The following is a 25005-nucleotide window of genomic DNA, read 5'->3' as shown; positions in this document are numbered from 1 at the left end:
ATTACCAATTGATTCCGGATTCCATACATTTGTATCTTAAGCCCCCCGTCTGGACTGCCGATAACAGTCTAGATGAAGTTGGCTTTTTTATTGGCGATTAGCCTGACATTTATGCTTTCAAATCTCGCGCGCGCTCAAGACGGTGGCGTAAATTTGTGCATAAACGATAAAGACGGACACAAAGGAGCCAGCAGCCAGATCGTCAATATCGCTATTCGCGATGCAAAAGATCCACTCGCTCGAGCCTTCCAGGATTATCAAATGCATCTCTGCGATCCCAATGTCTCCGATTCGCCCCTAACAGTAGGTAAAGCCTTCGCGGCGATTGGCGAATTCGCTTCTTCACTTACAAAGCCCGCGACGACGTTTATCAAGAAAGAATGCATTGAAGCGTCTCTTCAACGCGATATCAATCAAAAGGGCTACGTGTGCAAAGGCGAACGCCCCAAAGAATTCTCGAACACGGGAGAAAACTCAACACCTTGTTTAAACCAATACTCGGTCGACTACATTCACTTTTCGGTGAACCTGGCTCTCAAATGCTTTTCAAGTATTCGTGATCCAATTGATGCTCGCTTCATCCTCAGAAAAATCAATGGAGAATCAGGGTTTAACTTTTTCCTTTCGTCAGGTGGTGGCACCGGCATCGGTCAATCGACGTCATATCCCGTGCGCGATATCGCAGGCCAAAAAAAGAATGAAGGAAATGCTCGCTCTATTCTTGAAGACCTTGCCGCAAGCAAAGACCCTGCCTGCAAACCGTTTCAAAGTGTGGTTAAAAGCGATCTCGAAACACCGCCACCCATTCCTCCGGCGAAAAACGTGTGTGACTATGTTTCAACAAATGAAGGCTTTGCTCGCGCATTGATCTATGGCCTCGGCTACTACGTCTACAATCGCGAAGAATACATTAAAAACTATGTGCGAAAAAATCGCCTTCCGAAAGAGTTCTTAATCGACAAGCAATTCATTAACTATGCAACACTGCTTGCCTACGGCCCCGGTGGTCCCAATGGCGCAATTGACTTTTTAGATTCGATTCGTGTGAAAAAAATCGGACCAACTGCCGCGACTGACAAAATCAAAGCCGCTGGATACGTGCGCGAATCAGATGAATTCTTTGAAAAAGAGCTCCTCAGATTCCTCAAAGGAAACAGCGAAGAACCTACACGCAACGAAAAACGAGGTGACACGTGCGTCACAAACTAGTCTTCGCGACATTCTTATTCGTAAGCCTTGCAAGCTCTGCCGCCCCTCTCAAAGTAGACGATTTCTACAAAAAATCAGACACACTTATGAAGATTGCGAAGACGGCCAAAAACGAGAAAGAACAGACAGCGCAACTGCTTTCCCTCAAAGAAAGCCTGGAAAAAACTCGCACGGAATATCAAAATCAAGATCCGGATAAAGGCGGTCCTGACGAGAGCAAGGTGAATCTTTTGTATTACAACCTGCTTCCCGTCTTTGACTATATCGAAGACACAAAAAAGAATCCGAACAAATGCGCGAACACGGAACTTAAAATTCGTTCTGCCGATGCTCAAGGACGTGACGAAGGAGCACCGCTGCGCAAAGACGCACAGATCGCGCTCGACTGGCTCAAAATCTTCTGTAAATAAATTATTTGGTTTTTGCTTCCAGACGTCTTTGACGGCGCATTTTAGCAGCCTCAAAACGACGGCGGTCTTCATCATTCTCTAAGATCAATTCAGGAACCGCCACCGGCTTCCCATGCGATCCCAAAGCAACGAAAGTACAATAGGCAGAGGCCGTATGAAAGGTCTCTCCCGTTTTCGGGTTTTCCGCATCAACGCGCACACCCACTTCCATCGAAGTTCGAGATGTGTAATTCACACTGGCGCGCAAATTCACCACCCAACCTTTAAAGACCGGCGCCACGAAATCCAAACGATCAATACTTGCAGTGACGACTTCTTTATTGGAGTGACGTTGAGCTGCAATAGCGGCTGCGATATCGATCCACGACATCACCGTGCCACCGAAAACGCTCCCTAAAGAATTTGTATGGGAAGGAAGAACAAGCTGGGTCATTACAACACGAGAGGAAGAAACAGGTTTAGCGTCAGCCATCAGCTTTGCTCCTTAGAAAACAGATCCAGAAAAAGAAAAAGGCACAGCAATTTCTTGCTATGCCTTTAATTAAGCTCTCCGAAGAGAGCTCAGTCAATCGCTTGAAGCGATAAACTAGATACCGATATCAGAATTTCCGCCATTGCGGTTCATTCCGCCACCAGGAAGAGTTGTTGCACCAGCAACAGTAGCAGAGCCTGCAGGAATTGTCTGAGTTGCATTGCTATTGTATGCAGTTGCAGCAGCTGTACCTTGGTTGGTATTTTCTGCGCGAACTTCGCTCTCGACGAAGCCAAGGTGAGGTAAGCACCACACGATAAGCTGTGCACGAGATTTAACGTTCATTTTTTTGTAAATGTTTGTGAGGTGGAACTTCACTGTTTTTTCAGTGACAAAAAGCTGGTTCGCAACTTCCTTGTTGGACAAGCCTTTAGAAACTAGTTCAGCAACCTCTGCCTCTCTATTTGAAAGACCTTTTTGAATCAGGACATCTCTGAGCATCCTTGCTCCCTCCCGCTAAATTGTTTTTAGTTTTAAAATCTAAGTCTAAAATCTCTACGCTTCCTAGGACTCATGTCCATGAAAAGCACGACCACCTGTAACAAAGTCTGACAACAATTTTAGAAATTCGCAATAGCTTTGGACTCTAGTTTTAAAAAACTAGACCGATAAGGATGGAGATTTTACAGGTTTAAACCTTTCGAGGAGTTATTATGTTTCCCACAAATACAAAGTTTTTGGTCGTCGATGACTTCGCAACTATGCGAAAAATCATCAAAAAAGTGCTAAACGAGCTAGGCTATACCAACGTTGAGGAAGCGGACGACGGTAAAACAGCCCTCCCGGTCATCCAAGCCGCTCATGATGCAGGCCAGCCTTTCCAATTCATCATTTCGGACTGGAATATGCCAGGCATGCAAGGAATTGATCTTTTGAAAGCCTGCAAAGCAGACCCTCGATTTAAGTCTGTTCCTTTTATGCTTGTGACTGCAGAGTCTGAGCAAAAACATATCCTCGAAGCTGCGAAGGCCGGTGTTTCTGATTACGTTGTGAAGCCATTCAACTCAGCGACCTTGAAAGCCAAAATGGAACGCGTTTGGGCTAAGCACAACACTCAACCAGCCGCTAAAGCGTCTTAATCTCGAGGTACTTTAAATGTCTGCTGCACCAAAAGTTGAAGCAATGAATCCGCTTTTCGATAAACGTCTGATTTCAGCGTTTGTCGATGGCGTGGTGAAAACTCTTAAAACAATGGCGTCGACTGATGCGACTCCAGGTAAACCATTCATCGAGCCAAAATTCGTTCTGAAGGGCGAAATCGCTGGCATGGTGGGTATGGTTGCTCCCCCACTCAAAGGTACTTTGGTTATCTCTTACAAAAAAGATTCCATCTTCCAAGTTCTTGAGAATATGTTGGGAGAAAAATACACTGAATTGAATCAAGAAGTTTCAGATGCAGTTGGTGAATTGACCAACATGATCTACGGATCAGCAAAAACAACTCTGAACCAACTTGGTTATAACTTTGAAATGGCAATTCCAACTGTTATCTCGGGTGACTTTAAAATCACTCAAGCTGACAAAGGTGCTACTCTGGTTATCCCATTTAATCTTTCAAATGGATCCACTTTCTACGTGGAGATTACGGTGCAATAATGACCACTACTTTGGGAAAGACTGTTGACGTGCTCATCGGGAGTCCTCGCGATTCCTTTTATGAGACCGTCAAAGTCGTCCTGAAGGGTTATTATCCGTACAAACTTCAGCCTTTTAAATCTGTCGACACCCTTCTCGAACAAACTTCCAACTCTGAATTCAAACCCATCTTAGCCCTTATTGACGGTCAGGATGGCACCCAAGCTACGAATGAATGGGTTCAGTCGACAAAAATGTCCTATCCCGAGTGCCATATCATCGTTCTGCATTCTGCCGCCGCACCTTTAGATTTCAACATTGTGAAAAAAAATGGCGCGGACGAAGTGATGCATTTGAACTTTGACCGAGAGTTTATCTCTGACATGATTTTACAACTAGCACCAATTGATATGGAAGGCGATCAGATTCCGATCACAGCCCTGACTCCTGTTGACTTGCGCGACATCGAAGCTGGCGTTTCAATTAACTTTGACGTTTATGCGCACCTTCATGCCAATCACCGCTCTGTGGTTCTTCGTAAAGCTGGCGACTGCATTGACGCCCGCCACATTGAAAAGTTTCATACAATGAAACAACAGATGTATATTAAAAAAACTCAGCTCAAGCAGTTCTTTGAATATGCCCGCACCGTGATGTCGATGCGAGATATTCCCTTCCCGATTTCGATGACCGAAAAATTTCATCGTTCAAAAAAAGCGATCTACGAAATCATGACTCAATTCTTGAATGGTGCGAGCACCGACTATCAAGAGGGAAAACTGATTTACGAAAAATGCAAAGCCATTATTGCGGATTTTGAACTGACGAAAGATCTCGCCCCCAACGAACTTGTTGACGAGATTTGCCGCTTCTCTGGTAACCTACGGACCTACTACCACGACTGTATTTGTATGTCGGCCTACGGCGCCTACTTTGCACAGCTGTTGGGGTGGCCCGCTGAAAAGCGTGAAGCAGCAGCCATTGCGGGACTTCTGCACAACATTGGTCTTTCACAGCTGCCTCCTGCGGCTGGCGATAAAATGCCCAAGGAAATGACGGCCGAAGAACTAGCTGAATATCACAAGTACCCGGATCGCTCTGTAGTTATGGTGAAAAGCAAAAAAGTACCTTTAGATCAAATCATTGCCGAAGGTATTGGCCAACATCGCGAAAACATGCGGGGCTCTGGCTTCCCTAAAAAACTCACAGGCCCAGACATCTCTGAAATCGGAAAACTGATGATGGTGGCCTATCATTTTCATGAAATGACAGCTCTTCACGACAATCGCGCAGCAGCAACTCCCGCCCAGGCTGTGACTTTGCTTCGTGATAATGCCATGACAGGAAATGGCGACATTGATTTAATCACGGCAACAGCCATCTTTAAAAAGTTCAAGCCTTAATCGTATTATTCCTAAAATGATATTCGCGCCCGCCTCGTGTTTACGATTGCGAGTCTTTATCTAGTCAATCTTTCGTCATTTTGCTCCGAATGAAGTTCATGCCCAAAATTAAATGGACCCTTAATAAACAACTCGCGATTCCTATTCTTGGACTTTCTCTCTTTACCCTTGCGGGAATGACTCTTCTCTCAACTTGGAAAACGCAAGGCCTTGCGAAGGACGATGCACAAAAAAAGCTGCAACTGACTGCCCGCTCTCACTCCAACCAAATTCAACTCGAACTTGAAAGCGCCTTCGCTGTTGCGCGCTTAATTGCCGCGCAAAGCGAGTCGGATGTTAAACGCCATCAACAAAGCCGCGAGCGTTTTGTTTTTACGTTGCGTGACACTCTTGAGAAAAATCCGCAGCTTCTTTCAGTGTGGATGGGTTATGAGCCCAATGCTTATGACAGCCAGGATTTGGTATATAAAAATAAACCGTATCATGAGAAAACCGGCCTCTTTATTCCGTGGTGGGCTTACTCCAAGGGTGAATTGGTTTACGAAACTCTTCTGAGCGATAAAACGCCAGAAATGGGCCCGTGGTATAACGTCCCGAAGCAGCGTAAAAAAGAAACTCTGGTCGAACCTTACGCCGAAGAGGTCAATGGCCACAGCGTGATGATGACTTCGATCGTGGTCCCTATTCTTCGCGACGGCAACTTCGTCGGCGTTTCTGCTGTCGACATTGGCTTGAACTCCATCCAAGAACAAGTGCAAAAGATCAAACCTTATCCCGGAAGCACCGCTTACCTCGTTTCGTTTGACGGAAACTATGTCTCTACGCCAGATCGTGCGCAATTAACCAAAAAAGCCAGTTTCCTGTTCAGCTCAGCGCAAATTCTCGAAGGTATTCAAAAAGGTGAGGAACTGCAAATTCAAGGTGTCGATGAAGCTAGTAACACTCAGTACTATTACACGGTTTCACCTCTCACAGTTGGAAAAACCGAACGCCCTTGGGCATTGATTATTCGCACGCCCTCATCAGAAGTTTTACAAGCCGCTCAAGAGACTTCCATCTTTCAGGGGATTGTGGCAGTCATTGGGATTGTCTCGCTTGGGCTGACAGTGTTCTTGATTTCCCGTCGAATCAGTCTCAAAATTGCGGCCCATTCAGCGGAACTTGAAAAATCGGCTTTGACGGTCAATCATTCTATCGAACAACTTTCCATTGCCGGAAAATCTCTCTCGAACTCCTCAAGCTCCTCAGCCGCAGCCCTTGAAGAAACAGTGGCATCACTTGAAGAAATGACTTCAATGGTGAAAATGAATTCTGATAATGCCCGCCAAGCCGCTCAGCTTTCCAAGACCTCGACGGAAGCCGCCGTTCAAGGGGAGCAAGAAATTCAGGCTCTGAATGCATCCATGCATGAAATCTTTGATGCCTCTCGAAAAATTGAAGAGATCATCAGCGTGATTGACGACATTGCCTTCCAAACAAATTTATTAGCCCTCAACGCTTCTGTTGAAGCGGCTCGTGCCGGCGAGCAAGGGCGCGGTTTTGCCGTGGTGGCCGAAGCTGTTCGTGGTCTTGCACAACGTTCCGCCGTCGCTGCCAAAGATATTTCGGCGCTGATTAAAGACTCGGTGGAAAAAATCGAACAAGTAACTGAAAAAGCTGACAGTTCAGGAGAAGTTCTTAAGAATATCGTGCTATCGGTTAAAAAAGTTTCTGATTTAAATAGCGAGATTTCGGCCGCGGGAGAAGAACAATCTGTCGGAATCCAGCAGATTTCAAAAGCGATGTCGGATTTAGATCAATCCGTGCAATCCAATGCCGCATCGTCAGAGGAAATTGCCGCCACTTCAGAAGAAATCCGCAATCAATCACGTTTGATGAAACAGGTCACAGTAGATCTTAAAACAATGGTAGAAGGCTCCCATGAAGATGAGAACTTAAATGAGGCGAGCGACATCACTCCCCTTCATCAAAATCAACGTCCATCGCACTCTCTGGCACTAAAGCGCGCAAGTTAACTTGATTGTTCGCCCATTGGACCTGTTGAAGCATATGACTTGAAGACACCAGTCCTTCATAAGCATAGCTGATGACAAAAAGAAGCCCTAGGAACCAACGAAGACGTGTGCGCTCAGGGCGTGGTTGAAACTGAACCACGCGCGTTTCAGCAACCCAATCACACAAATGCGTTCGGTCATAACGAAAAAATGCAAGCGCATAAATCGCCCAACCAAAAAAGAAACTGAGTCTCCCCGTCAACGGACGCAACAGACATTGAGCAACCTCAAGCGGCTGGACCGGATTTTCACGGGGTACGACTTTTAAACCCAACATCCATTTTCCCGGTGTGGCCTGCATCAATACCAAAAAGATAAAATCATAAATGACCGGAATAAAAAACAAGATGATCAATTGGAAGATGGAAATGAAAACATCTTCTTCGGTAAAAAATAACTTAAAGAACACTCCGCCGAATGGCAAATACATGAGCAGGCTTAAAACCTGATCGATAAAATTCGCCCCTAAACGGCGCCAAGTGCTAGGTACGTAAATTTGATCCATTTAAGAGGAACCTTTCTGCAAATATTCTTGCAGCCATAAAAGCGCTTCCGCATGTGAGGTCCAAGATTTTTCGAGCTGTTGAATATAGGCTTCGCTTAAACATTTTCCCATATCAGGACCACTCAGTTTTCCCTTGAGATCATTTCCTTTTAGAAGTGGCTCTGGCAAAACACCCTGCTGATAAGCCTCGTCAATCGCTGTTTGCGCCTTTACAGCAAAAGCCGCCTGATCCAGCACAATCATACGAAGTGCCCAACGCACACCTTCATGCTGAAAAAGCTGCAAACGCTCGCCTTTTCTTTTATCCAAGAACGTCGTTGGCGCTTGCCAAACCTTCCAAAACTCTTCGATATTTTTTTGTTCCTTCACGGACAATCGCAAAAACATCATATTTCTTAAAAGGTCTTCTTTGCCAAGATCTCGGAATAACAGTGCGAGGTTCTGCCAAAGTTCTTGCGTGCGCCCACCGGGAAATACCGATTTTTTTTGCGCAGGAAAAAGCTCGTCCATCAATCCGCTTTGCCACATCACCTCAAGACCGTCATTTACCTCGGTGGACCTTAAAAGTTTTCCCATCTCGTCACGAACACGCTCACCACTAACAGAACGAATGAGTTTCGATTCTTTTTTGATAGCCGCAAAAGTTTCTGGGTCGAGCTTAAATCCCAACTGCCCAACAAACCGAGCGCCACGTAAAAGACGCAAATGATCTTCTGCAAAGCGACGTTCCGCTTGTCCCACAGTTTTTAAAATCCGGCTTTGAAGATCCGGTATTCCACCTACAAAGTCTAAGATCTGCTGAGATTTCAAATCATAAAAAAGCGCATTCACCGTGAAGTCCCGACGTTGAGCATCTTTTTCGGGACTGCTGAAATGAATCGCGTCAGGACGACGACCATCTTTGTATTGACCATCCGTACGGAAGGTCGCGACCTCGATGTCTTGGCCATCCACAAGAACTCGCATCACACCAAATGACTTACCAACACTGACGACTTTGTCGAAATAGCTTTCGATTTGTTCCGGTGTCGCATCAGTCGCAATGTCCAAATCATGGGCCGTAACTCCAAGAAGAGCATCCCTGACACAGCCCCCAGCCAGGTAGGCTAAATGCCCCTTCTGCTCCAAGGTATGAAAAATGGTGGCAATCGCCCCCCATTCTGCGTGTTTTTTTAAGATCTCTTCTACCGACTTCATGACCTTTAGTGTAAGAAAAGATACCGGCGAAAGATAGCAAAAGGAATGAGGACAACCCGTGTCGATTCAGGGTATTCGAGAAAGCATTGAGCAAGCGTCCCAGGAGTTGGGGTTTTCCCACTTCGGATGGAGCCCATTGCAACGTCCTTTAAGTTTTGAATTCTATGAAAGCTGGTTGCAAGAAGGACTGCATGGAGACATGAAGTATCTCGCAGAGCACGCCCCTACAAAAGCGGAACCACAAATTCGCTGGCCCCGCGCTCAAAGCGCTTTGGTTTTTGCCATTCCTTACTTTCCTCACCCCGAGCCTGCTGCCACTCAAAAACTTTCTTCGGCTCGCGTGAGTCTTTATGCCCAAGGCATGGATTATCATTTCTGGTTTAAAGAGCGCATGACAAAGCTCTGCTCCCAACTCTCTGAACAGTTTCCGGGAGAAGAGTTTTTAGCCTTTACCGATAGCAGTCCCATTTTAGAGCGAGATCTTGCTCGTCGTGCCGGTTTAGGATGGGTGGGCAAAAACACCTGTGTGATTCACCCTAAAAAAGGCAGTCTGTTTTTTATTGGTGAGATCTACACATCCCTTCAGCTAACAACGGATTTCGAACCTCTCCCTGATTTTTGTGGTACTTGCACTCGCTGCATTGATATTTGTCCGACCGGAGCTTTGCTAGAGCCGCGCAAAATGGATGCGCGCAAATGCATTTCTTATCTCACAATTGAATCGCGACAACTCCCTGAAGAAAATCTGCGCGAAGCAATTGGCGATTGGTTTTTTGGCTGCGATCTATGCCAAACCGTTTGCCCTTGGAATCAAAAAGTTTTCAAAGGACAGTTGTCGATTGAGAAAAAAACAGTTCTTAGCGAGGATCAACGCACATCTTTAATCAAAGACATGCGTTATATTCTGACAGCTTCAGGAAAGCAGCTCTCCCGTGATTTCTTAGGAACACCTTTGGCGCGTGCGGGCTCTTTCGGACTCAAAAGAAATGCACTTATCGTTTCAGCAAATCAAAATTTACATGAACTTAAAGTCGAAATTGAATCTTTGCTTGAGCATGAAAAGCTGGGCGAGCTGGCAAGCTGGGCCTTGAGTAAAATCTAAAGCCCCAATTTTTTGAGAAGATCGTCGATCTCGGACTGTGCCATCTTTTTCGGAGCGGTACCCGTTCCCACACTGGCTGCGAAACTTTCACTAAACTGATTTGAAACCCAGCGCAGACGCTCGATAAAAGCCTGAGGAATATTCTCTTTTAAAGTCGCTGAATTTTCGTGAATGTTGTTTAACAGAATCTCCAGCGTTTCCGTCGCATCTAACAAAAGAGCGACGCTGATATCGTAGAATTGTTCGTTTTCAGTGATTTGAGACGCTTTATAACCGACAGCTTTACAGAGGGCCGCATAATCGGAAATCATATGCAAGGCATGCTCAGGTGGTGCCATCAGGGCGAGGCTTTTTGCTCCACCCATAATGCGGTCCACATTGTTGCCATAGTCGGCTAGCTTTTGGACTTGCGAAAAGTCGCCTTCAATACTTTCCAAAAGTTCGATGAGTTCTTCAATCAAGGTCTTTGACTCGCTCACAAAATCTTCTACAATTTCTTTATCTATCGACATGAAATCCACGATAACAACCTAAGGATGGGGTGGCAATTGGATTATGTTTCTATTCGCGTGAGTACACTTCGTGGGGATCAAAAAATTGATTTCAACGCCTACGTTAAAATCAACGACAAGATGATCCTCTACCTTCGTCGTGGCGACAGCTTCGAAGGCGACCGCCTCAAACGTCTGAAAGAGAAAAAACTCCGCAAGATGTATATCCTCACCGATGAGGAAGCAAGCTACCGCGATTATCTGCAAAAAAATATTGAAACGGCTTACGACAACAACTCAAACAAAGACATTCAAACACGTGCTGAAGTCATTCAAGGCGCGCAACAAAGTAACACTGAAGAAGTCTTTGAAAATCCAGACAATGTCGAGTGCTACAATTACGCCAAAGATGCGGCAGGAAAATATGTCAGCTTTATCATGACCAATGCAGAAGCGATGCAGGCCGTGATGAAAGTTGAAAACAGCGACAAGAACATCGCCCATCACGGTGTGACAGTGGCAACACTCTCAATTGCTCTAGCCAGCAAACTTGGGATCAATGATCTAAAAAAGACGCAACTTCTCACTCTAGGCGCTTTGCTGCACGATTATGGCCACCACCACAGCAACCTGAATCTGTCGCAACCACTTAACAAAATGAGCCCTGAAGACCTGGCAACTTGGAAGCGTCATCCTCAAGAAGGTGCCGCACGCGTGCAAGACAAAAAACACTTTGATCAAACTGTTCTAAACATCATTGCCCAGCACGAAGAAACAATTAATGGTGTCGGACCTTTGGGTTTGAAAGAAAAAGACCAAGACCCTCTGGCGCAAATTGTTTCTTCAGCCAACGCCTTGGATCGCTTGATTACGTTTGAGGGTGTTCCACAAGCAGAAGCGGCAAAGAAAATGATGATTGAACACGTGGGTCGTCATCCTCTCAATCATTTGCAATTTTTAAATGAAATCATGAAGGGCATGTAGCCCTTTATGGAATCGGAAGAATAAAATCTCGCTGAATGAGCGCAGCCACTTTATTCTTCCACTCTTCTCGTGTCAGAGATTGCCGATTTTCTGAATTCGTCACCAGCATCTCAATCAATTGATCTTGAGTGAACTTGCGATCTTCGTTTAAAAAATCAATCGCTTCAGCATCGTGCGCATCGAGTTTGCTTTCAACGATTCTATTTTTTGTTTCACTATAAATAAATGCATAAAGGCCCGCATCTCGATTCAACGCTGGCACTGCATTTTCTAAATTCACATACTGCAAACTTGGATTCACAACCACAGTGCCGGAATCTCCCAACCCCGTCGTTTCAAAAGCTTGTGTTTCCAGCCACGCTTGAATCCATTCCCACTGACCAACTTCTTGAATCTCGCGGTTCTGGGGGAATTTCTGACGAAGGAATCCAGAAAAATATCGCCAATGATCTTGTAAGAGCCAACTGCTCCAATTCATCTCACGGATGTATTCGTCGCGAATCTTGTTAGCAGCAAGCCCCAAAAATCGGTTCGTCAATGGAAAGAGAGAGACAAACATGCGCTTGTGCTCTTGTTCCAAATCGATCATCGGTCCGGCTTCAGTCTTAAAAGGACGCAAACTTTGCAAAGTTCGCAACAATTCACCTTCATAAATCGACTTCACATCTTCCGGGATCAGATCCTCATAGGTCCAGAGAATGATTTTCTTATTCTGACTCAGGTTTTCTAACTGACGACGGCGTAACGCCCCGACTCCCGCCACCTCGATATCCCGTATAATCACGACATCGGAGGTGGGTTCAGGCCCTTGAAACGGAAATTGCAGCAGAGTGCCTTCACTATGATTGGACATTTGTTACTATCATAAAGGTGCTTTAAGCAGAGGTGCAAGATATGTCCATGAATCTAGAAGAAAAAACCTGGCCTCAGGTAGAAGAATACCTGAAATCAAAAAAATCCATCATCGTTCCTGTGGGTTCAACTGAACAACACGGGCCGACCGGCCTTATTGGAATTGATTATCTCTCGGCGTGGGAAATCGCGCGCGCCGTGGGTGCAAAAACCAACACACTTGTAGCACCACCCCTGTGTTTCGGAATGGCCGTTCATCACATGGCTTTTCCTGGAACCATTACTTTAAGTCCTGCAACATATGTGCAAGTGATCACTGAGATCATTCAAAGTCTCACACAGCACGGATTTGAGAAAATCACTTTTATCAACGGCCATGGTGGCAACATCGCTCCGCTTACAACCGCGTTCTGCCAAGCCAAGCAAGGTCGTGAGACTTGCAACCTCCAACTGATCAACTGGTGGCATCTGCCGGAAGTAACGGCTCATGAGAAAACCATCTATGGTGATCAAAACGGCTTCCACGCGACTTGCGGAGAAATTTCAGTCACGATGTTCACGCATCCTGAAGCTTACAGCAAGATTCCGAAGATGACTTTTGAACCGACGAAAGATCGTCCGCATTGGCCGATGGCGCCGTTTGAGTTTCGACAAACTTTTCCTGATGGCCGAATGGGATCAAATCCTGCGCTCTCCTCTGAAGAGCATGGAAAAGTGCTGTTTAAATTAGCAGTTGACTCTATTTGTCAAAAGTTAGAGTAGGATTACTATTGACCGAACAAAAGAGCCATGGAACAAGGTGTGGCATGAGAATTTTGCTTTTCGTCCTCACCTCTGTTTTTGCGACTGTGGCTCTATCGGCACAACCTATTGCCGGTATCGTGAGCTATGAGAACAATCAGTTGTATATCACTGGTGATAATTTCTGCGCACGATACTCTCTTTCCCCACAAAATTTTGAAGTTCTCACTCACTTTAAAAAACTGAGTGTTGGTGACGAAGTCACAGGAACTGGTGAAAAAAATCTAGTCGATTGCTCTGCCAGCATCACATCTGTTGATTACGTCGGTCTTCGCCGTCTTCTTGGTATGTGGTTGAGCTCTGAAGCCCTCATTAAAGTAAAAGATTTCAAAACTTTGAGCTTCTACCCTCTTGATCGCGCTCCAACCGGCACGATGGGAGTAACAGCCATTTCTCCTTACCCTGTGGACTATGTTTATAGCATCACTCCAAGTGAAGGTAAGGAATGGGTTCTCTTCCTTTCCGACAGCAAGAAAACTCTATTCGCAACAATCTCTGTATCAAAAGGTTCCGCAATCATGAAAATTTATGATTCCGAAAACGGAACCGTTATCAAAACCCTTCGTTTGACGAAGTGGGGTGGCGTTAGCAAATGAGTTGGTTGCATCCTATCGACAAGCATCTTCTTTTCACCCGTAACGACAAAGAAGATCCTCGTCTCGGAGAGTGTGTCCAACTCTTCCCCAAAGCCGACCTAAGCACTCTCAAAAATCATTCATGTGATATGGCGATCATCGGTTATCCGGATGACGAAGGCATTTCCCTGAATGGGGGTCGCGTCGGTGCGCAAAATGCACCGAAAGAAATCCGTACTTATCTTTACAAAATGACTCCGCATCTGCAAAGCAAACGCCTGCCGCAGATTTTGGATATGGGTGATCTGGTCGATAAAGAGCGTCCCCTCGCTGAACGCCACGAAGAAGCGCGTTTAATGACTCGCACCTTCTGCCAAAACGACATGCGATGGATCGCTCTTGGTGGTGGTCACGATTATGGATATTGCGACGGGGCTGGCTTCTTAGATGTTTATAAAAACGACGCCGTGATCATCAACTTTGATGCTCATATGGATGTGCGCCCGACTGACAAAGGTTTTAATTCCGGCACTCCATTTCACCGCATTCTTTCGGAGTTCACTGGCATGGTGGATTTTGCCGAGGTCGGTATTCAAAACCAATGCAATTCTAAATCTCATATTGCATGGGCTGAAAGCAAAGGTGCACGCGTATTTACTTTGGATGAAGTGAATGCAAAAGGTCTTGCTGCTGCATTAAAAGAATTCATGTCCGGCAAAGAGAACAAAAAAGTCTTTTTGAGTGTCGACATTGATGCCTTCACTTCAAGCGAAGCACCGGGCTGTTCACAGTCTTGGACTACGGGATTACATACCAAAGAATTTCTTGAATGTTTCAAATGGTTGATCGCGAATTTTGATGTTCGTGGTTTGGGTCTTTACGAAGTCTCCCCGCCTTTGGATCAAGACAATCGGACAAGCAAGCTAGCGGCTCTTATTGCGCACAATTTTATTTTTTCGTCTCTCTCTAAAGGATAATCCATGAAACGTGGCTTTGGCAGTGATAATCATTCGGGTGTTCATCCGCGGATTATGGAAGCTCTGCTGGCGGCTAACGTGGAGCATGCACCGTCTTACGGCACAGACGAGTGGACTGAAAAAGCCAATCAAGAATTCCGTCGCCAATTTGGTCCAGACGCTCAAGTTTATTTTGTCTTTAATGGGACAGCTGCCAACGTGACGGCCTTACGAGCGATCACACGCCCCTATCAATCAGTCTTTTGCGCTGATGTAGCCCACATCAACGTCGACGAGTGCGGAGCTCCGGAACAAATGGCCGGTTGCAAACTGATCCCTTTGCCAACCGTGAATGGAAAATTGCAACTAGCAGAGCTTGAAAAAGCTTTTATTCGTCGCGGGGATCAACACTACTCCCAGACTCAAGCTCTTAGCATCACGCAACCGACAGAACTCGGAACAACTTATTCGATGGATGAGCTTCGCGTGTTGATCGCCTGGGCGAAATCTAAAAAATTATGGGTGCATATTGATGGGTCTCGCCTGAGCAATGCCGCTTATTATCTTGGAAAAAGCTTGCGGGAAATCACGGCAGACTTGGGTGTCGATGTCGTTTCCTATGGTGGCACGAAAAACGGTTTAATGATGGGTGAAGCTGTGGTTTTTTTCAATAAGACCTTGGCTGAAGACTTCAAATACATCCGCAAACAAAGCTCGCAGTTACCTTCTAAGAGCCGCTTTATCGCCGCGCAATTTTTAGCTTACTTTCAAAATGATCTTTGGAAGGACATCGCTGGAAATTCGATTGGGATGGCCCGGTTGCTCTATGAAGAAGCTCGCCATATTCCCGGCGTTGAGATTCGTTGTGCTCCGGAAGGTAACGCTGTGTTTGCGAAAATTCCCCAAGCTTGGGTGAAAGCTTTGCGGGAACATTATTTCTTTTATGTTTGGGATGAAAATACTTTCGAATGTCGCTGGATGACCTCTTGGGATACAACAGCTGATGATATTCATACTTTTGTTAAATTGCTCAAGGAGCTTGCGCGATGAAATACCCTCCAGTTCATTATCACGATTATCTAGGACTTGATAAAATTCTTGCCGCTCAACATCTCAAAAGTGATGAGTACGGTAAGCACGCGCATGATGAAATGCTTTTTATCGTTGTTCACCAAACCTATGAGCTTTGGTTTAAGCAAATTCTTTTTGAATTGAACGCGGTTCTTAAAACATTCCAGCAAGATCAAATTGCTGAAACTGAAATGGGACGAGCTTGTGCGCGCTTAGAGCGCGTGGTGGCGATTCAAAAAATGATCATCAATCAAATTGATGTTCTTGAAACCATGACACCGCTCGATTTCCTTGATTTCCGCGATATGCTTTATCCAGCATCTGGATTTCAAAGCTTTCAGTGGCGTTTGATTGAAACAAAACTCGGCCTGCGTTTGGGGGATCGTCTCAGTTACAACCAAGCTCCGTTTTACAAATCATTAAGTGAAGATCAACAAAAACTGATGATGGAAACTTTGGATCAGGATTCGCTTTTTGACTCTGTTCAAAAGTGGTTAGAACGGACGCCGTTCCTTCAAGGTGAGAATTTCAATTTCTGGGACTCTTACAAAGAAGCTGTCACAGCGATGTTCCAAGGCGATATCAACACGGTTCAAAACAATCCGCGTTTATCAGACGAAGACAAAAAGAAAAACATCGAAGGCCTGCAAACGGCACTGAAAAGCTTCGATGCTCTTTTTGACGAAAAAGCTTTTGAAGAACTTCGTAAAAACGGCCAATTCCGCTTGAGCTACAAAGCCTTGCACGCGGCCTTGTTGATTCAAATCCACCGCGACCAACCGATTTTGCAAACTCCATTCCGTATTATCCAAGCTTTGCTTGATATCGACGAAATCATGACAACATGGCGCTACCGCCATGCCTTGATGGCAATGCGTATGCTGGGACAAAAAATCGGAACTGGCGGCTCCAGTGGTCACAAGTACTTGGCTGAAGCCACAGCGAAGCACAAAATCTTTGGAGACTTCTTCAACCTCACAACATTCTTTATCCCACGTTCGCAAGTCCCCGCTTTGCCAAAATCCGTTTCCGCAAAAATGGGCTTCCACTACTAGAAAGGTACGCCGTACCTTTCTGGCGTTCAGCACATAAAGGCTGAAGTATTTAAAGCTGTAACTATTGCGACGTTAGTTCTTTCGTTCTTTCAAAGCTGTTTCCCGCCCGATGGGCGGGACGGAAGTCTTCCTCTTTTTCTACGCAATTTTTCTCTACTTATATTTTTCTATCTTTGATTTGCAAGAGCATTTGCTCTCGGAATTCTTCGGGATTCATTTTGATTTTTTCTTTTCCTCCGCGCTCTTGAACTGAGATTTGATTTTCTTCAACCTCACGATCGCCAATCACAATCACTCTATTCACTTTGGCGGCCCAAGCTTCGGCAACTTTCTTGGAAAGACTTTCGACACGCTCATCAACACTCACTCGCACAAAAGCATTATGTAACAGCAAGCGCAGCTTCTCAGCATACTCATGGTGACGATCTCCAATCGGTACTATACGAACTTGTTCTGGTGCCAGCCACAACGGGAAAGCTCCGCGATAATGCTCAATCAGGAAAGCCACAAAGCGCTCATGCGAGCCAAGAGGTGCGCGATGAATAATCAAAGGTCTTTCTTGCTGCCCTTCTTCATTTATAAACGACAAATCCATTCGTTCGGCGCTGGAAAAATCCAGTTGGACAGTAGAAACAGATTCCTCTTTGCCATTCCCATAACTGATTTGAATATCGATCTTGGGACCGTAAAATGCGGCTTCACCAGGCGCTTCTTCATAAGGCCAGCCATTTTCGTCGAGAATTTCTCTTAAAACTTGCTCGGCCCAAACCCACTTTTCAGGATTTGCAACAAACTTGCTCGAAGGATCGTCGGGATTCCACTTCGAAAGACGGAGTTTATATTTTGAAATTCCTAAAACACGATAGGCCTCTTGATACATCTCAAAAACTTTTTTAATTTCATCTTTGACCTGCGAAACACGACAGTAAATATGGGCATCGTTCTGGCAAAGACCGCGAACACGCATCAGTCCGGAGAGCGCGCCTGATAGCTCATAGCGATACACCTGACCATATTCTGCAAGTCTCAGCGGAAGCTCTCGATAACTCCGCAGGCGCATTGAAAAAATCTTATGGTGATGAGGGCAACACATCGGTCGCATGCGATAACTTAAGTTTTCAAGTTCCATAGCCGGGAACATCGAATCGGCATAATACGGCAAATGCCCGGACTGCTTATAGAGTTCTTCTTTGGCGATATGCGGACTTGAGACGCGCTGATACCCGCCTAAAAACTCCAATTCCTTCATCAACTTCTCAAGCTCTTCGCGAATGACCGCTCCTGCTGGCAGCCACAGGGGTAATCCAGCGCCTATGGCTTCATCAAAATGATAGTACTCGTGTTCGTTGTTCAATTCTCGGTGATCGTAAGGCGCAAGACATGGCTCGGCCTTTCCGTTTTTCTTATCGAAAGACATAAAATCCTCTGCACCCGTTTCCTGGGGCGATTAAAATTCAAATTTTAGAAATAAAAATACAGGGTGTCGGTGCCGTTTAAAAAACAGCAATAAAGAATGAAAACCCCTACGGGGTGGTCGATTGAAGGCTTTGAATAAGGTGAAGTTTGGACACGAATTCCATTTTTTAAGCATATCTCAGCTCTGGGAAGCTTTACCAATCGATTATTTTTAGCTTATCCATAAGATTTTGCCATACCCGACCTTGCCAAAACCTGGTTGGGACCCCAGATTAAACTGGAATTCGGGTGGCGGATTTCGGGGCGAAACGCGGGCAAATGACGCAGCGTGGGCCGGAAAAGTCACCGGGCACCTTTTGGAGGAAACATGGCGAAGCAGGTTCAGAATTTTAATGCTGAGATTAAACAGCTTTTGGATATCGTGATTCATTCTCTTTACTCGCATAAAGAGATTTTTTTGCGTGAGTTGGTGTCGAATGCATCAGATGCAATTGATAAACTCAAATTTCAATCTCTTACTCACCCGACACTTCTACCTGCTGACTGGGCGCCTGCGATTCGCTTGGAAACGAATCCTGAACAACGTCTTTTGAAAATTATCGACAATGGTATCGGAATGTCACAGGAAGAAGTGACGGAGTTTATCGGAACGATTGCTCGTTCCGGGACGAAAGCTTTTGCGCAACTTTCTCAAGAAATGAAATCAAAACCTGAACTCATTGGCCAGTTCGGTGTGGGTTTTTATTCTGCGTTCATGGTCGCTGATAAAGTGACTTTGCACACGCAAAAAGCAGGCACGTCTGAGGGAACTGTTTGGGAATCAACAGGAGACGGCACTTACTCTATCGACAGTGTTCCTCGTCCAGATGGCACAGGTACAACTCTCACCCTTCACTTAAAAGAATTCAAAACCGACGACGAAGTTCAAGACTTCACTGATGCTTGGAATTTAAAATCTCTCATTAAAAAATATTCAGACTTTATCGCCTACCCGATCAAAATGAAAAATGACAAGGGCGAAGAAGAAACTCTGAACTCACAAAAAGCTTTGTGGTTAAAATCCCCTTCTGAAATCACTAAAGAAGAATATAAAGAGTTCTACCAACATCTCACTCACGATTGGAATGAACCTCTTAAAACAGTTCACTACAAAGCTGAAGGTACAATGGAGTTCAATGCGCTTTTATACCTTCCGAACAAAAAGCCATTTAACTACAACACACGCGACACGGAATTTGGTCTGAGCCTTTACATCAAGCGTGTTTTTATCATGGCTGATTGCAAAGAGCTTTTGCCGCCTTACTTGCGTTTTGTAAAAGGTCTGGTCGACAGCGCGGATCTTTCTCTCAACGTGTCTCGTGAACTTTTACAACAAGATCGTCAGGTTACGCAAATTCGCAAAAATGTTGTGAACAAGGTTCTGGCTTCTCTGAAAGACATGCTGACAAAAGATCGTAACCAATATGAATCTTTCTGGAATGAATTCGGTTCGACTTTGAAAGAAGGCATGCCGGGCGATCCAGCCAATAAAGAAAAAATCCAAGACTTGCTTCTTTTCCACACGACGTCTTCAGACAAGATGACGACGTTGGATGAGTACGTGTCGCGCATGAAAGCCGATCAAAAACACATCTACTACATCACGGGTGACAGCTTGTCGCAGGTATCGAACAGCCCTTATCTTGAGCGCCTCAAAGAAAAAGGCCTCGAAGTCTTGTTGCTCGTGGATCCTGTGGACGAATGGGTTGTGGGCTCTCTTGAGAACTACAAAGAAAAAACCCTGCAGTCTATTATGAAAGAAGGACTGGAACTCGACACCGAAGACGAAAAGAAACAAAAAGAAGAAGAGCGCAAACATCAAACCGAGAACTTAAAACCAGTTCTTGAGACTTTGAAAAAGACTTTGGATAGCAACGTGAAAGACGTTGTAATTTCAGATCGTTTGACAAGCACTCCGGTTTGCTTGGTGTCTTCAGCGCATGATCCGTCTGCACACATGCAACGCTTAATGGAACAAATGGGTGGACAGTATAAAAACCCAGTGAAGCGCATTATGGAGATCAATCCGAATCATCCGGTGTTTGAAAAAATGATGAAAGCCTCCCCTGAGCAGCAATCTCAGTGGGCGGAAATCCTTTACGCTCAAGCACTTTTGACTGAGGGATCTAATCTGCCAGACCCTGTGAAGTTCTCTCAACAGATTGCGGCCCTTATGGTGCAAGCGGCAGAGTCTACAAAACACTAATTGATAAAAATAAAAAGGCTCTGCAAAACACTGCAGAGCCTTTTTTCTATTCTCACTCTAAAACTACAATCCCTTTACGAATTGAAGCATTTCCTTGGCATGGCCTTGGGCTTTGATTTTTCTAAATTCGCCAACAAGTTTTTGATCTTCATCAATCACAAATGTCGAACGCTCAATACCCATCACTTTTTTGCCGTACATGTTTTTCTCTTTAATCACGTCAAACAAATTGCACAACTCTTCCTCTTCGTCCGAGAGCAATTCAAACTTGAAATCGTATTTGCAAATAAATTTATCATGCGACTTCAAACTGTCGCGAGAAACACCCACCACAATCGCATTCAACTTTTTAAACTGCGGTAAAAGTTCATTGAACTCGATGCTTTCCGTCGTGCAACCAGGCGTGCTATCTTTCGGATAAAAATAAAGCACAATCTTTTTACCTTTATTCGCAGTTAAAGAAAATGTCTCACCACTAGATGAGGCAATGCTAAAAGCGGGAACCTTTTTTCCCAATGACACTTTAGCGGGCATGGTATTCTCCTTCATTTTCATTTCGCTGAATCACTTCTTCACGAGGTGGAGGCACTTCTTGCATCTGCGAAGGATCTTGCTCCCCGCCTTGTCCAGCTTGCTGTTGTTGTTCTTGTTGTCTTTGTGCGGCCGCGGCGGCGGCTGCCTCTCCGGCTTGAGGATCTGGCGCTGCCATCATGCCTTCCACATATGGCAACTCATCTGTTTCTCCTCGTTCAAAGGCATCACGCTGGCGAATGACGTCGGGATCAATAGCAGGTGCCACCGGTCTTGCATTCTGTGCAGACTCAGGTGCTCCCATGGGTCCCGCTCCTGTTGGTGGTGACACCGGTTGTGGAATTTGATTCGCTGGCAACTGAACCGGACCTTTCCCCACCGTTGTGATTTCTTCACCGTTACGTCCTTTGGTTGTCACTGCCGTCGGAGCCGGAGATGGCGATGGGGCTGGAGCATATAGCTCCGTTTCCACCACCATGATCTTTCCTTCCATCGGAACATCGGCAACAATTTTGCGCGTCTCGGTGAGGTTTTCAAAGACTTTCCCGCGCAACTTAATTAGATTTTTCCCAGCTTTGACATAGTGATATTCATCCAGCCGAATCATATGTTCTTTGCTGCGATCTTGTACCCAGTTTTTACAGTTGAGTTCCGTTAGATGCCCATCCTGAGATTTGAGAGTGCACTCCATAGTGCGATTTAGAATAGCAGGACCAATCCCCAGAACTTCTTCCAAATTATCCGGATAAAAAATCACGCTGACGTTTTGCTCATTGTGAGCGGTGACGTAAGCAATGCGCTTTGCACTGGCTTTCTCACTGCATTTCTCATAGATCTCAGCCGTCTGAGGATATCCACTCACACCTTTCACGTCTCTTTTCATCGTATAGCGGTCACAGCGGAAGAGGCTTTTATTCGGAAGCTTTAAATTTTGTGCGGTCAAAAATGATCGTTCCACTTTTCCGAAGGGAGATTTACTGATGGGATTGCGAGTTTCCGAGAGAACCCACCATGCTTCCCGATGCACACCGTCCGCCTGCGCGAACAATTTCGCCAAGTGAGACGCCACAGCATCCTTTGGAGTGCTCGGTTTTTGAGCGATCACGCTAGGTTTGGGAGTCACAACTGCAACGGGGGCTTTATTTTCCTTCGCCGTACACGCGACAAGACTTAGGAATAGCATCGCTGTAAGGAAAAAAGAAGAGAAATGCATAGAACTAGTTTTGCAAATTGCCCCAATGAAAACAAGAATTTCCTTTACCAAGATTGAATTCCTACTCTAAAATTTCATCAAACTCACATTGTACGACTACCAGGAGGCTACATATGGAAAAAATCTGGCTAAAACACTATCCCAAAGGAGTGCCAGCCGAAATTGATCTTTCCAAATACGCCTCTCTTTACGACATCTACACAGAAGCTGTCGCAAAATATCGCGAGAAAAAAGCTTTCACGAATATGGGCGTCTCATTGACCTACGGGCAATTGGATCAGTTGGTTGAAAAATTCGCTTCGTTCTTGCAGAACGAATTGAAACTTAAAAAAGGCGACCGTCTTGCGATTCAGATGCCAAACCTTCTGCAATTCCCAGTGATTGCTTTTGCAGCGATTCGTTGCGGTCTTACTATCGTAAACACAAACCCGCTCTACACGGCCAAAGAAATGCAACATCAATTCAAGGACTCTGGCGCGAAAGCCATTGTGATCATGGCCAACTATGCTCACCTTCTTGAAACAATCATTAAAAACACCGACATCGAGAGCGTTGTTGTGACGGAACTTGCGGACCTCTTCCCGACTCCGAAACGTATCTTGGTCAATTCCGTTGTGAAGTACGTAAAGAAAATGGTTCCAGCTTACAATCTTCCACACAGCTACACATTCCGCCAAGCTCTTGAGCTCGGTGCCATGAGACCGTCCACTTATGTTCCTTCTACTCAAGAAGATGTGGCGTTCTTCCAGTACACAGGTGGAACAACAGGTGTTTCTAAAGGTGCGATGCTCACTCACCGCAATGTTCTTGCGAATATGGTGCAAATCTATGAATGGATGATGCCTAAACTTCGCCCAGGTGAAGAGATCGCGATTGCAGCGCTTCCGCTTTATCATATCTTTGCTCTGACGCTGAATTGCTTGGGTTTCCTGCGTATGGGTGCTGAAAACGTGTTGATCACGAATCCGCGCGACATCCCGGCTTTCATCAAGGAAATGAAAAAGACACCGTTCACGGTGATGTCAGGTGTTAATACACTCTTTAACGGTTTGATGAACAATCCAGAATTCACCAGCGTTGATTTCAGCCGCGTGAAAGTGAGCGTTGCTGGCGCCATGACTTTGCAACGTCCTGTGGCTGAGAAGTGGACGCAACTGACAAAATCTTTGATCGTTGAAGGTTACGGCCTGACAGAGGCGTCTCCAGTTGTGTGCTGCAACCCTATCGATGGCACAGACCGCGTAGGCAGCATTGGCCTTCCATTCCCAAGCACAGACGTGAAGCTTGTCGATGACAACGGTAACGAGGTTGCAAAGGGCGAAGCTGGAGAGCTTTGCTGCAAAGGTCCTCAAGTGATGAAGGGATATTGGAACAAACCAGAAGAAACAGAAAAAGTTTTGCGTGATGGTTGGTTGTTCACAGGTGACATCGCAACAGTTGATGACGATGGCTTCTTCCGCATCGTAGACCGCAAGAAAGACATGATCCTAGTTTCAGGATTTAATGTGTATCCAAATGAAGTGGAAGAAGCGATTGCTTCTCATCCGGGCGTTTTGGAAGTGGCTGCGATTGGTGTTCCTGATGAACACTCAGGCGAACTTGTGAAAGCTGTGATCGTAAAGAAAGATCCAAATCTCACAAAAGAAGAAGTGATTGCACACGCGAAGAAAAGCTTAACGAACTACAAAGTCCCTAAGCTCGTTGAGTTCCGCACAGAATTGCCTAAAACAAATGTGGGCAAGATCCTCAGACGAGCTCTTCGTGAAGAGAACAAGGCCTAAGCGTCACGCTTAGGCTTTTTTATTCCAAGAAGCACACCAAGCATCGGCATAAACCAATTTGCCTGCGAAGATTGTGCAAGTTCCTACTTCTTTACCATTGCGTGTTTCTTTCTTTGCATAGAAACCGCAAGTCGCACAGTGGTTGCCCTTCGCTTCAGGCGCCTTTTTAAAGTCTTCAACGTACTTAACAGCTTTTGCTACTGGATCCTTTGGATCAACCATCGGCATTGCACCACCCGCTGCTGGCGGAGCTGCACTTCTTCTTTTTTCTTGAGCTTTCGCTGAGCTCAATTTTAAAAGTGCTGGAGCAAGAGCAACAAGACCACCTACACCCAAAATTTGGGTAAAGAAGCGGCGACGATTCATATTAGTATTTTCCATGGATGTCTCCTTCAGTTAAATCTTTCACCCATAGTACTAATTTTCATTTGGCTTTCAATTACATTTTTTAGCGCGCAACAATATGCTGCGGCCATTTGAAGAAACTAGTGCGCGTGAGATTCACACTGACAGGCGCGACGATTGAGAATGTGCGCGCCAATCAAAAGCAAACTTCCGACGATTGTCATGAAATGAGGATTTACGACTTCAATTCCCACGTCGTGAAGAATAGGTGCTCCGCCTACGAGGGACAACCCAACAAAACCCAATGCCACAAGATAAGTTTTCTTGTGGTGGCGATAGCCTGACCAGAAAGCAAAGACGCCCACAGGAACGACGAACAAAGCCATAATGATATGCACAAGTTCGTTATCAAAATAAGAACCCAGCACTGGCAATGAAAGCAACAGCACCGGTGTCAGAAGACAGTGAATTGCACAAAGAGTGGAAAGCACAATTCCCCAACGATCCCAATTGTCCGTCGTTTCAACGAAATTGGCATGCTCTGCATGATTCACTTCACAACATGCATCTGCCGTTTGCTGTGCATCCATTTCGACTTCACTCACAAGTACCACCTTTGTCTTTAAAGGTTTTCGCCTAAATGCAAGTTATTGTCAACTAGTGGGAGTGTCAGAAGAGGTCCGGGCTTGCCTTTCTTACAAA

The 25005-nt window shown here is 45.4% G+C and carries 26 protein-coding genes; 15 read left to right on the top strand and 11 right to left on the bottom strand.

Annotation, left to right across the window (positions count from 1 at the left end):
• The first annotated feature begins 72 nt into the window (after positions 1 to 72).
• Both ACLWOR_RS11305 and ACLWOR_RS11300 read left to right on the top strand, forming a co-directional pair.
• On the top strand, positions 73 to 1209 hold the full coding sequence (locus tag ACLWOR_RS11305) for a hypothetical protein (protein WP_413940840.1): 1137 nt from the start codon (positions 73 to 75) through the stop codon (positions 1207 to 1209).
• The gene (locus tag ACLWOR_RS11300; RefSeq protein WP_413940839.1) at positions 1194 to 1619 is read left to right on the top strand and encodes a hypothetical protein; all 426 of its coding nucleotides are present in this window, start codon (positions 1194 to 1196) and stop codon (positions 1617 to 1619) included. The genes ACLWOR_RS11305 and ACLWOR_RS11300 overlap by 16 nt, the downstream gene beginning before the upstream one ends.
• 1 nt (position 1620) lies before the next feature.
• Here the strand turns inward: ACLWOR_RS11300 and ACLWOR_RS11295 are convergent, their stop codons facing one another.
• Both ACLWOR_RS11295 and ACLWOR_RS11290 read right to left on the bottom strand, forming a co-directional pair.
• A complete protein-coding gene (locus ACLWOR_RS11295) occupies positions 1621 to 2091 on the bottom strand; it encodes an acyl-CoA thioesterase (RefSeq protein WP_413940838.1) in 471 nt (156 codons plus the stop codon).
• A gap of 114 nt (positions 2092 to 2205) precedes the next feature.
• On the bottom strand, positions 2206 to 2592 hold the full coding sequence (locus ACLWOR_RS11290) for a helix-turn-helix domain-containing protein (protein ID WP_413940837.1): 387 nt from the start codon (positions 2590 to 2592) through the stop codon (positions 2206 to 2208).
• Between the two features lie 212 nt (positions 2593 to 2804).
• Here ACLWOR_RS11290 and ACLWOR_RS11285 point away from each other — a divergent pair, with 212 nt between their 5' ends.
• The 4 genes from ACLWOR_RS11285 (at position 2805) to ACLWOR_RS11270 (ending at position 7144) form a co-directional block, all read left to right on the top strand.
• Positions 2805 to 3230: a response regulator gene (locus tag ACLWOR_RS11285; RefSeq protein ID WP_413940836.1), complete on the top strand. Its 426-nt coding sequence runs from the start codon at positions 2805 to 2807 to the stop codon at positions 3228 to 3230.
• Between the two features lie 16 nt (positions 3231 to 3246).
• A complete protein-coding gene (locus ACLWOR_RS11280; protein ID WP_413940835.1) occupies positions 3247 to 3747 on the top strand; it encodes a chemotaxis protein CheX in 501 nt (166 codons plus the stop codon).
• Complete coding sequence (locus tag ACLWOR_RS11275; RefSeq protein WP_413940834.1) at positions 3747 to 5129, top strand: HD-GYP domain-containing protein; 1383 nt, start codon at positions 3747 to 3749, stop codon at positions 5127 to 5129. The genes ACLWOR_RS11280 and ACLWOR_RS11275 overlap by 1 nt, the downstream gene beginning before the upstream one ends.
• Before the next feature lie 98 nt (positions 5130 to 5227).
• Complete coding sequence (locus tag ACLWOR_RS11270; RefSeq protein ID WP_413940833.1) at positions 5228 to 7144, top strand: methyl-accepting chemotaxis protein; 1917 nt, start codon at positions 5228 to 5230, stop codon at positions 7142 to 7144.
• Here the strand turns inward: ACLWOR_RS11270 and ACLWOR_RS11265 are convergent.
• Together ACLWOR_RS11265 and ACLWOR_RS11260 are read right to left on the bottom strand one after the other, a co-directional pair.
• Entirely contained in the window at positions 7083 to 7688 is a 606-nt protein-coding gene (locus ACLWOR_RS11265) for an RDD family protein (RefSeq protein ID WP_413940832.1), read from the bottom strand. The two genes, ACLWOR_RS11270 and ACLWOR_RS11265, sit on opposite strands and share 62 nt — an antisense overlap.
• Positions 7689 to 8885 (bottom strand): CCA tRNA nucleotidyltransferase, encoded by a 1197-nt coding sequence (locus ACLWOR_RS11260; protein WP_413940831.1) that lies wholly within the window; start codon positions 8883 to 8885, stop codon positions 7689 to 7691. It abuts the gene before it with no gap.
• Between the two features lie 58 nt (positions 8886 to 8943).
• On the opposite strand from ACLWOR_RS11260, the gene queG reads away from it, so the two are divergent.
• Positions 8944 to 9987 (top strand): tRNA epoxyqueuosine(34) reductase QueG, encoded by a 1044-nt coding sequence (gene queG / locus ACLWOR_RS11255; protein ID WP_413940830.1) that lies wholly within the window; start codon positions 8944 to 8946, stop codon positions 9985 to 9987.
• On the opposite strand, the gene ACLWOR_RS11250 is transcribed toward queG, so the two are convergent.
• Positions 9984 to 10466, bottom strand: coding sequence for a hypothetical protein (locus ACLWOR_RS11250; protein WP_413940829.1), 483 nt, complete (start codon positions 10464 to 10466; stop codon positions 9984 to 9986). The genes queG and ACLWOR_RS11250 overlap by 4 nt on opposite strands.
• A gap of 57 nt (positions 10467 to 10523) precedes the next feature.
• Here ACLWOR_RS11250 and ACLWOR_RS11245 point away from each other — a divergent pair, with 57 nt between their 5' ends.
• The gene (locus ACLWOR_RS11245; protein WP_413940828.1) at positions 10524 to 11462 is read left to right on the top strand and encodes an HD-GYP domain-containing protein; all 939 of its coding nucleotides are present in this window, start codon (positions 10524 to 10526) and stop codon (positions 11460 to 11462) included.
• 4 nt (positions 11463 to 11466) lie between these two features.
• On the opposite strand, the gene ACLWOR_RS11240 is transcribed toward ACLWOR_RS11245, so the two are convergent.
• The gene (locus ACLWOR_RS11240; RefSeq protein WP_413940827.1) at positions 11467 to 12315 is read right to left on the bottom strand and encodes a hypothetical protein; all 849 of its coding nucleotides are present in this window, start codon (positions 12313 to 12315) and stop codon (positions 11467 to 11469) included.
• A gap of 41 nt (positions 12316 to 12356) precedes the next feature.
• Here ACLWOR_RS11240 and ACLWOR_RS11235 point away from each other — a divergent pair, with 41 nt between their 5' ends.
• From ACLWOR_RS11235 to ACLWOR_RS11215, 5 genes are read left to right on the top strand one after another with little or no spacing between them, the layout of a single operon-like run.
• On the top strand, positions 12357 to 13076 hold the full coding sequence (locus ACLWOR_RS11235) for a creatininase family protein (protein WP_413940826.1): 720 nt from the start codon (positions 12357 to 12359) through the stop codon (positions 13074 to 13076).
• 44 nt (positions 13077 to 13120) lie between these two features.
• A complete protein-coding gene (locus ACLWOR_RS11230) occupies positions 13121 to 13711 on the top strand; it encodes a hypothetical protein (protein ID WP_413940825.1) in 591 nt (196 codons plus the stop codon).
• Positions 13708 to 14667, top strand: a complete 960-nt coding sequence (locus ACLWOR_RS11225) for a formimidoylglutamase (protein ID WP_413940824.1) — start codon at positions 13708 to 13710, stop codon at positions 14665 to 14667. Before ACLWOR_RS11230 ends, ACLWOR_RS11225 begins: the two co-directional genes overlap by 4 nt.
• Positions 14668 to 14670: 3 nt before the next feature.
• Complete coding sequence (locus ACLWOR_RS11220) at positions 14671 to 15696, top strand: threonine aldolase family protein (protein ID WP_413940823.1); 1026 nt, start codon at positions 14671 to 14673, stop codon at positions 15694 to 15696.
• Positions 15693 to 16772, top strand: a complete 1080-nt coding sequence (locus ACLWOR_RS11215; RefSeq protein WP_413940822.1) for a tryptophan 2,3-dioxygenase family protein — start codon at positions 15693 to 15695, stop codon at positions 16770 to 16772. The genes ACLWOR_RS11220 and ACLWOR_RS11215 overlap by 4 nt, the downstream gene beginning before the upstream one ends.
• A gap of 157 nt (positions 16773 to 16929) precedes the next feature.
• Here ACLWOR_RS11215 and thrS read toward each other — a convergent pair whose 3' ends face one another.
• Complete coding sequence (gene thrS / locus ACLWOR_RS11210; RefSeq protein WP_413940821.1) at positions 16930 to 18189, bottom strand: threonine--tRNA ligase; 1260 nt, start codon at positions 18187 to 18189, stop codon at positions 16930 to 16932.
• 366 nt (positions 18190 to 18555) lie between these two features.
• Here thrS and htpG point away from each other — a divergent pair, with 366 nt between their 5' ends.
• The gene (gene htpG, locus ACLWOR_RS11205) at positions 18556 to 20433 is read left to right on the top strand and encodes a molecular chaperone HtpG (RefSeq protein ID WP_413940820.1); all 1878 of its coding nucleotides are present in this window, start codon (positions 18556 to 18558) and stop codon (positions 20431 to 20433) included.
• A 63-nt stretch (positions 20434 to 20496) separates the two neighbouring features.
• Here the strand turns inward: htpG and ACLWOR_RS11200 are convergent, their stop codons facing one another.
• Together ACLWOR_RS11200 and ACLWOR_RS11195 are read right to left on the bottom strand one after the other, a co-directional pair.
• The gene (locus tag ACLWOR_RS11200) at positions 20497 to 20967 is read right to left on the bottom strand and encodes a peroxiredoxin (RefSeq protein WP_413940819.1); all 471 of its coding nucleotides are present in this window, start codon (positions 20965 to 20967) and stop codon (positions 20497 to 20499) included.
• On the bottom strand, positions 20957 to 22177 hold the full coding sequence (locus ACLWOR_RS11195) for a hypothetical protein (protein ID WP_413940818.1): 1221 nt from the start codon (positions 22175 to 22177) through the stop codon (positions 20957 to 20959). Before ACLWOR_RS11195 ends, ACLWOR_RS11200 begins: the two co-directional genes overlap by 11 nt.
• A gap of 113 nt (positions 22178 to 22290) precedes the next feature.
• On the opposite strand from ACLWOR_RS11195, the gene ACLWOR_RS11190 reads away from it, so the two are divergent.
• Positions 22291 to 23958: an AMP-binding protein gene (locus ACLWOR_RS11190; protein WP_413940817.1), complete on the top strand. Its 1668-nt coding sequence runs from the start codon at positions 22291 to 22293 to the stop codon at positions 23956 to 23958.
• Positions 23959 to 23967: 9 nt separating this feature from the next.
• On the opposite strand, the gene ACLWOR_RS11185 is transcribed toward ACLWOR_RS11190, so the two are convergent.
• Both ACLWOR_RS11185 and ACLWOR_RS11180 read right to left on the bottom strand, forming a co-directional pair.
• Positions 23968 to 24339 (bottom strand): high-potential iron-sulfur protein, encoded by a 372-nt coding sequence (locus tag ACLWOR_RS11185; RefSeq protein ID WP_413940816.1) that lies wholly within the window; start codon positions 24337 to 24339, stop codon positions 23968 to 23970.
• Between the two features lie 104 nt (positions 24340 to 24443).
• On the bottom strand, positions 24444 to 24908 hold the full coding sequence (locus tag ACLWOR_RS11180; RefSeq protein WP_413940815.1) for a MerC domain-containing protein: 465 nt from the start codon (positions 24906 to 24908) through the stop codon (positions 24444 to 24446).
• Positions 24909 to 25005 lie beyond the last annotated feature (97 nt).

Origin of the sequence: Bdellovibrio sp. HCB2-146, from assembly GCF_047345725.1 — a bacterium.
Taxonomy (GTDB): Bacteria; Bdellovibrionota; Bdellovibrionia; order Bdellovibrionales; family Bdellovibrionaceae; genus Bdellovibrio.
This window is presented reverse-complemented; position numbering and strand designations above follow the sequence as displayed.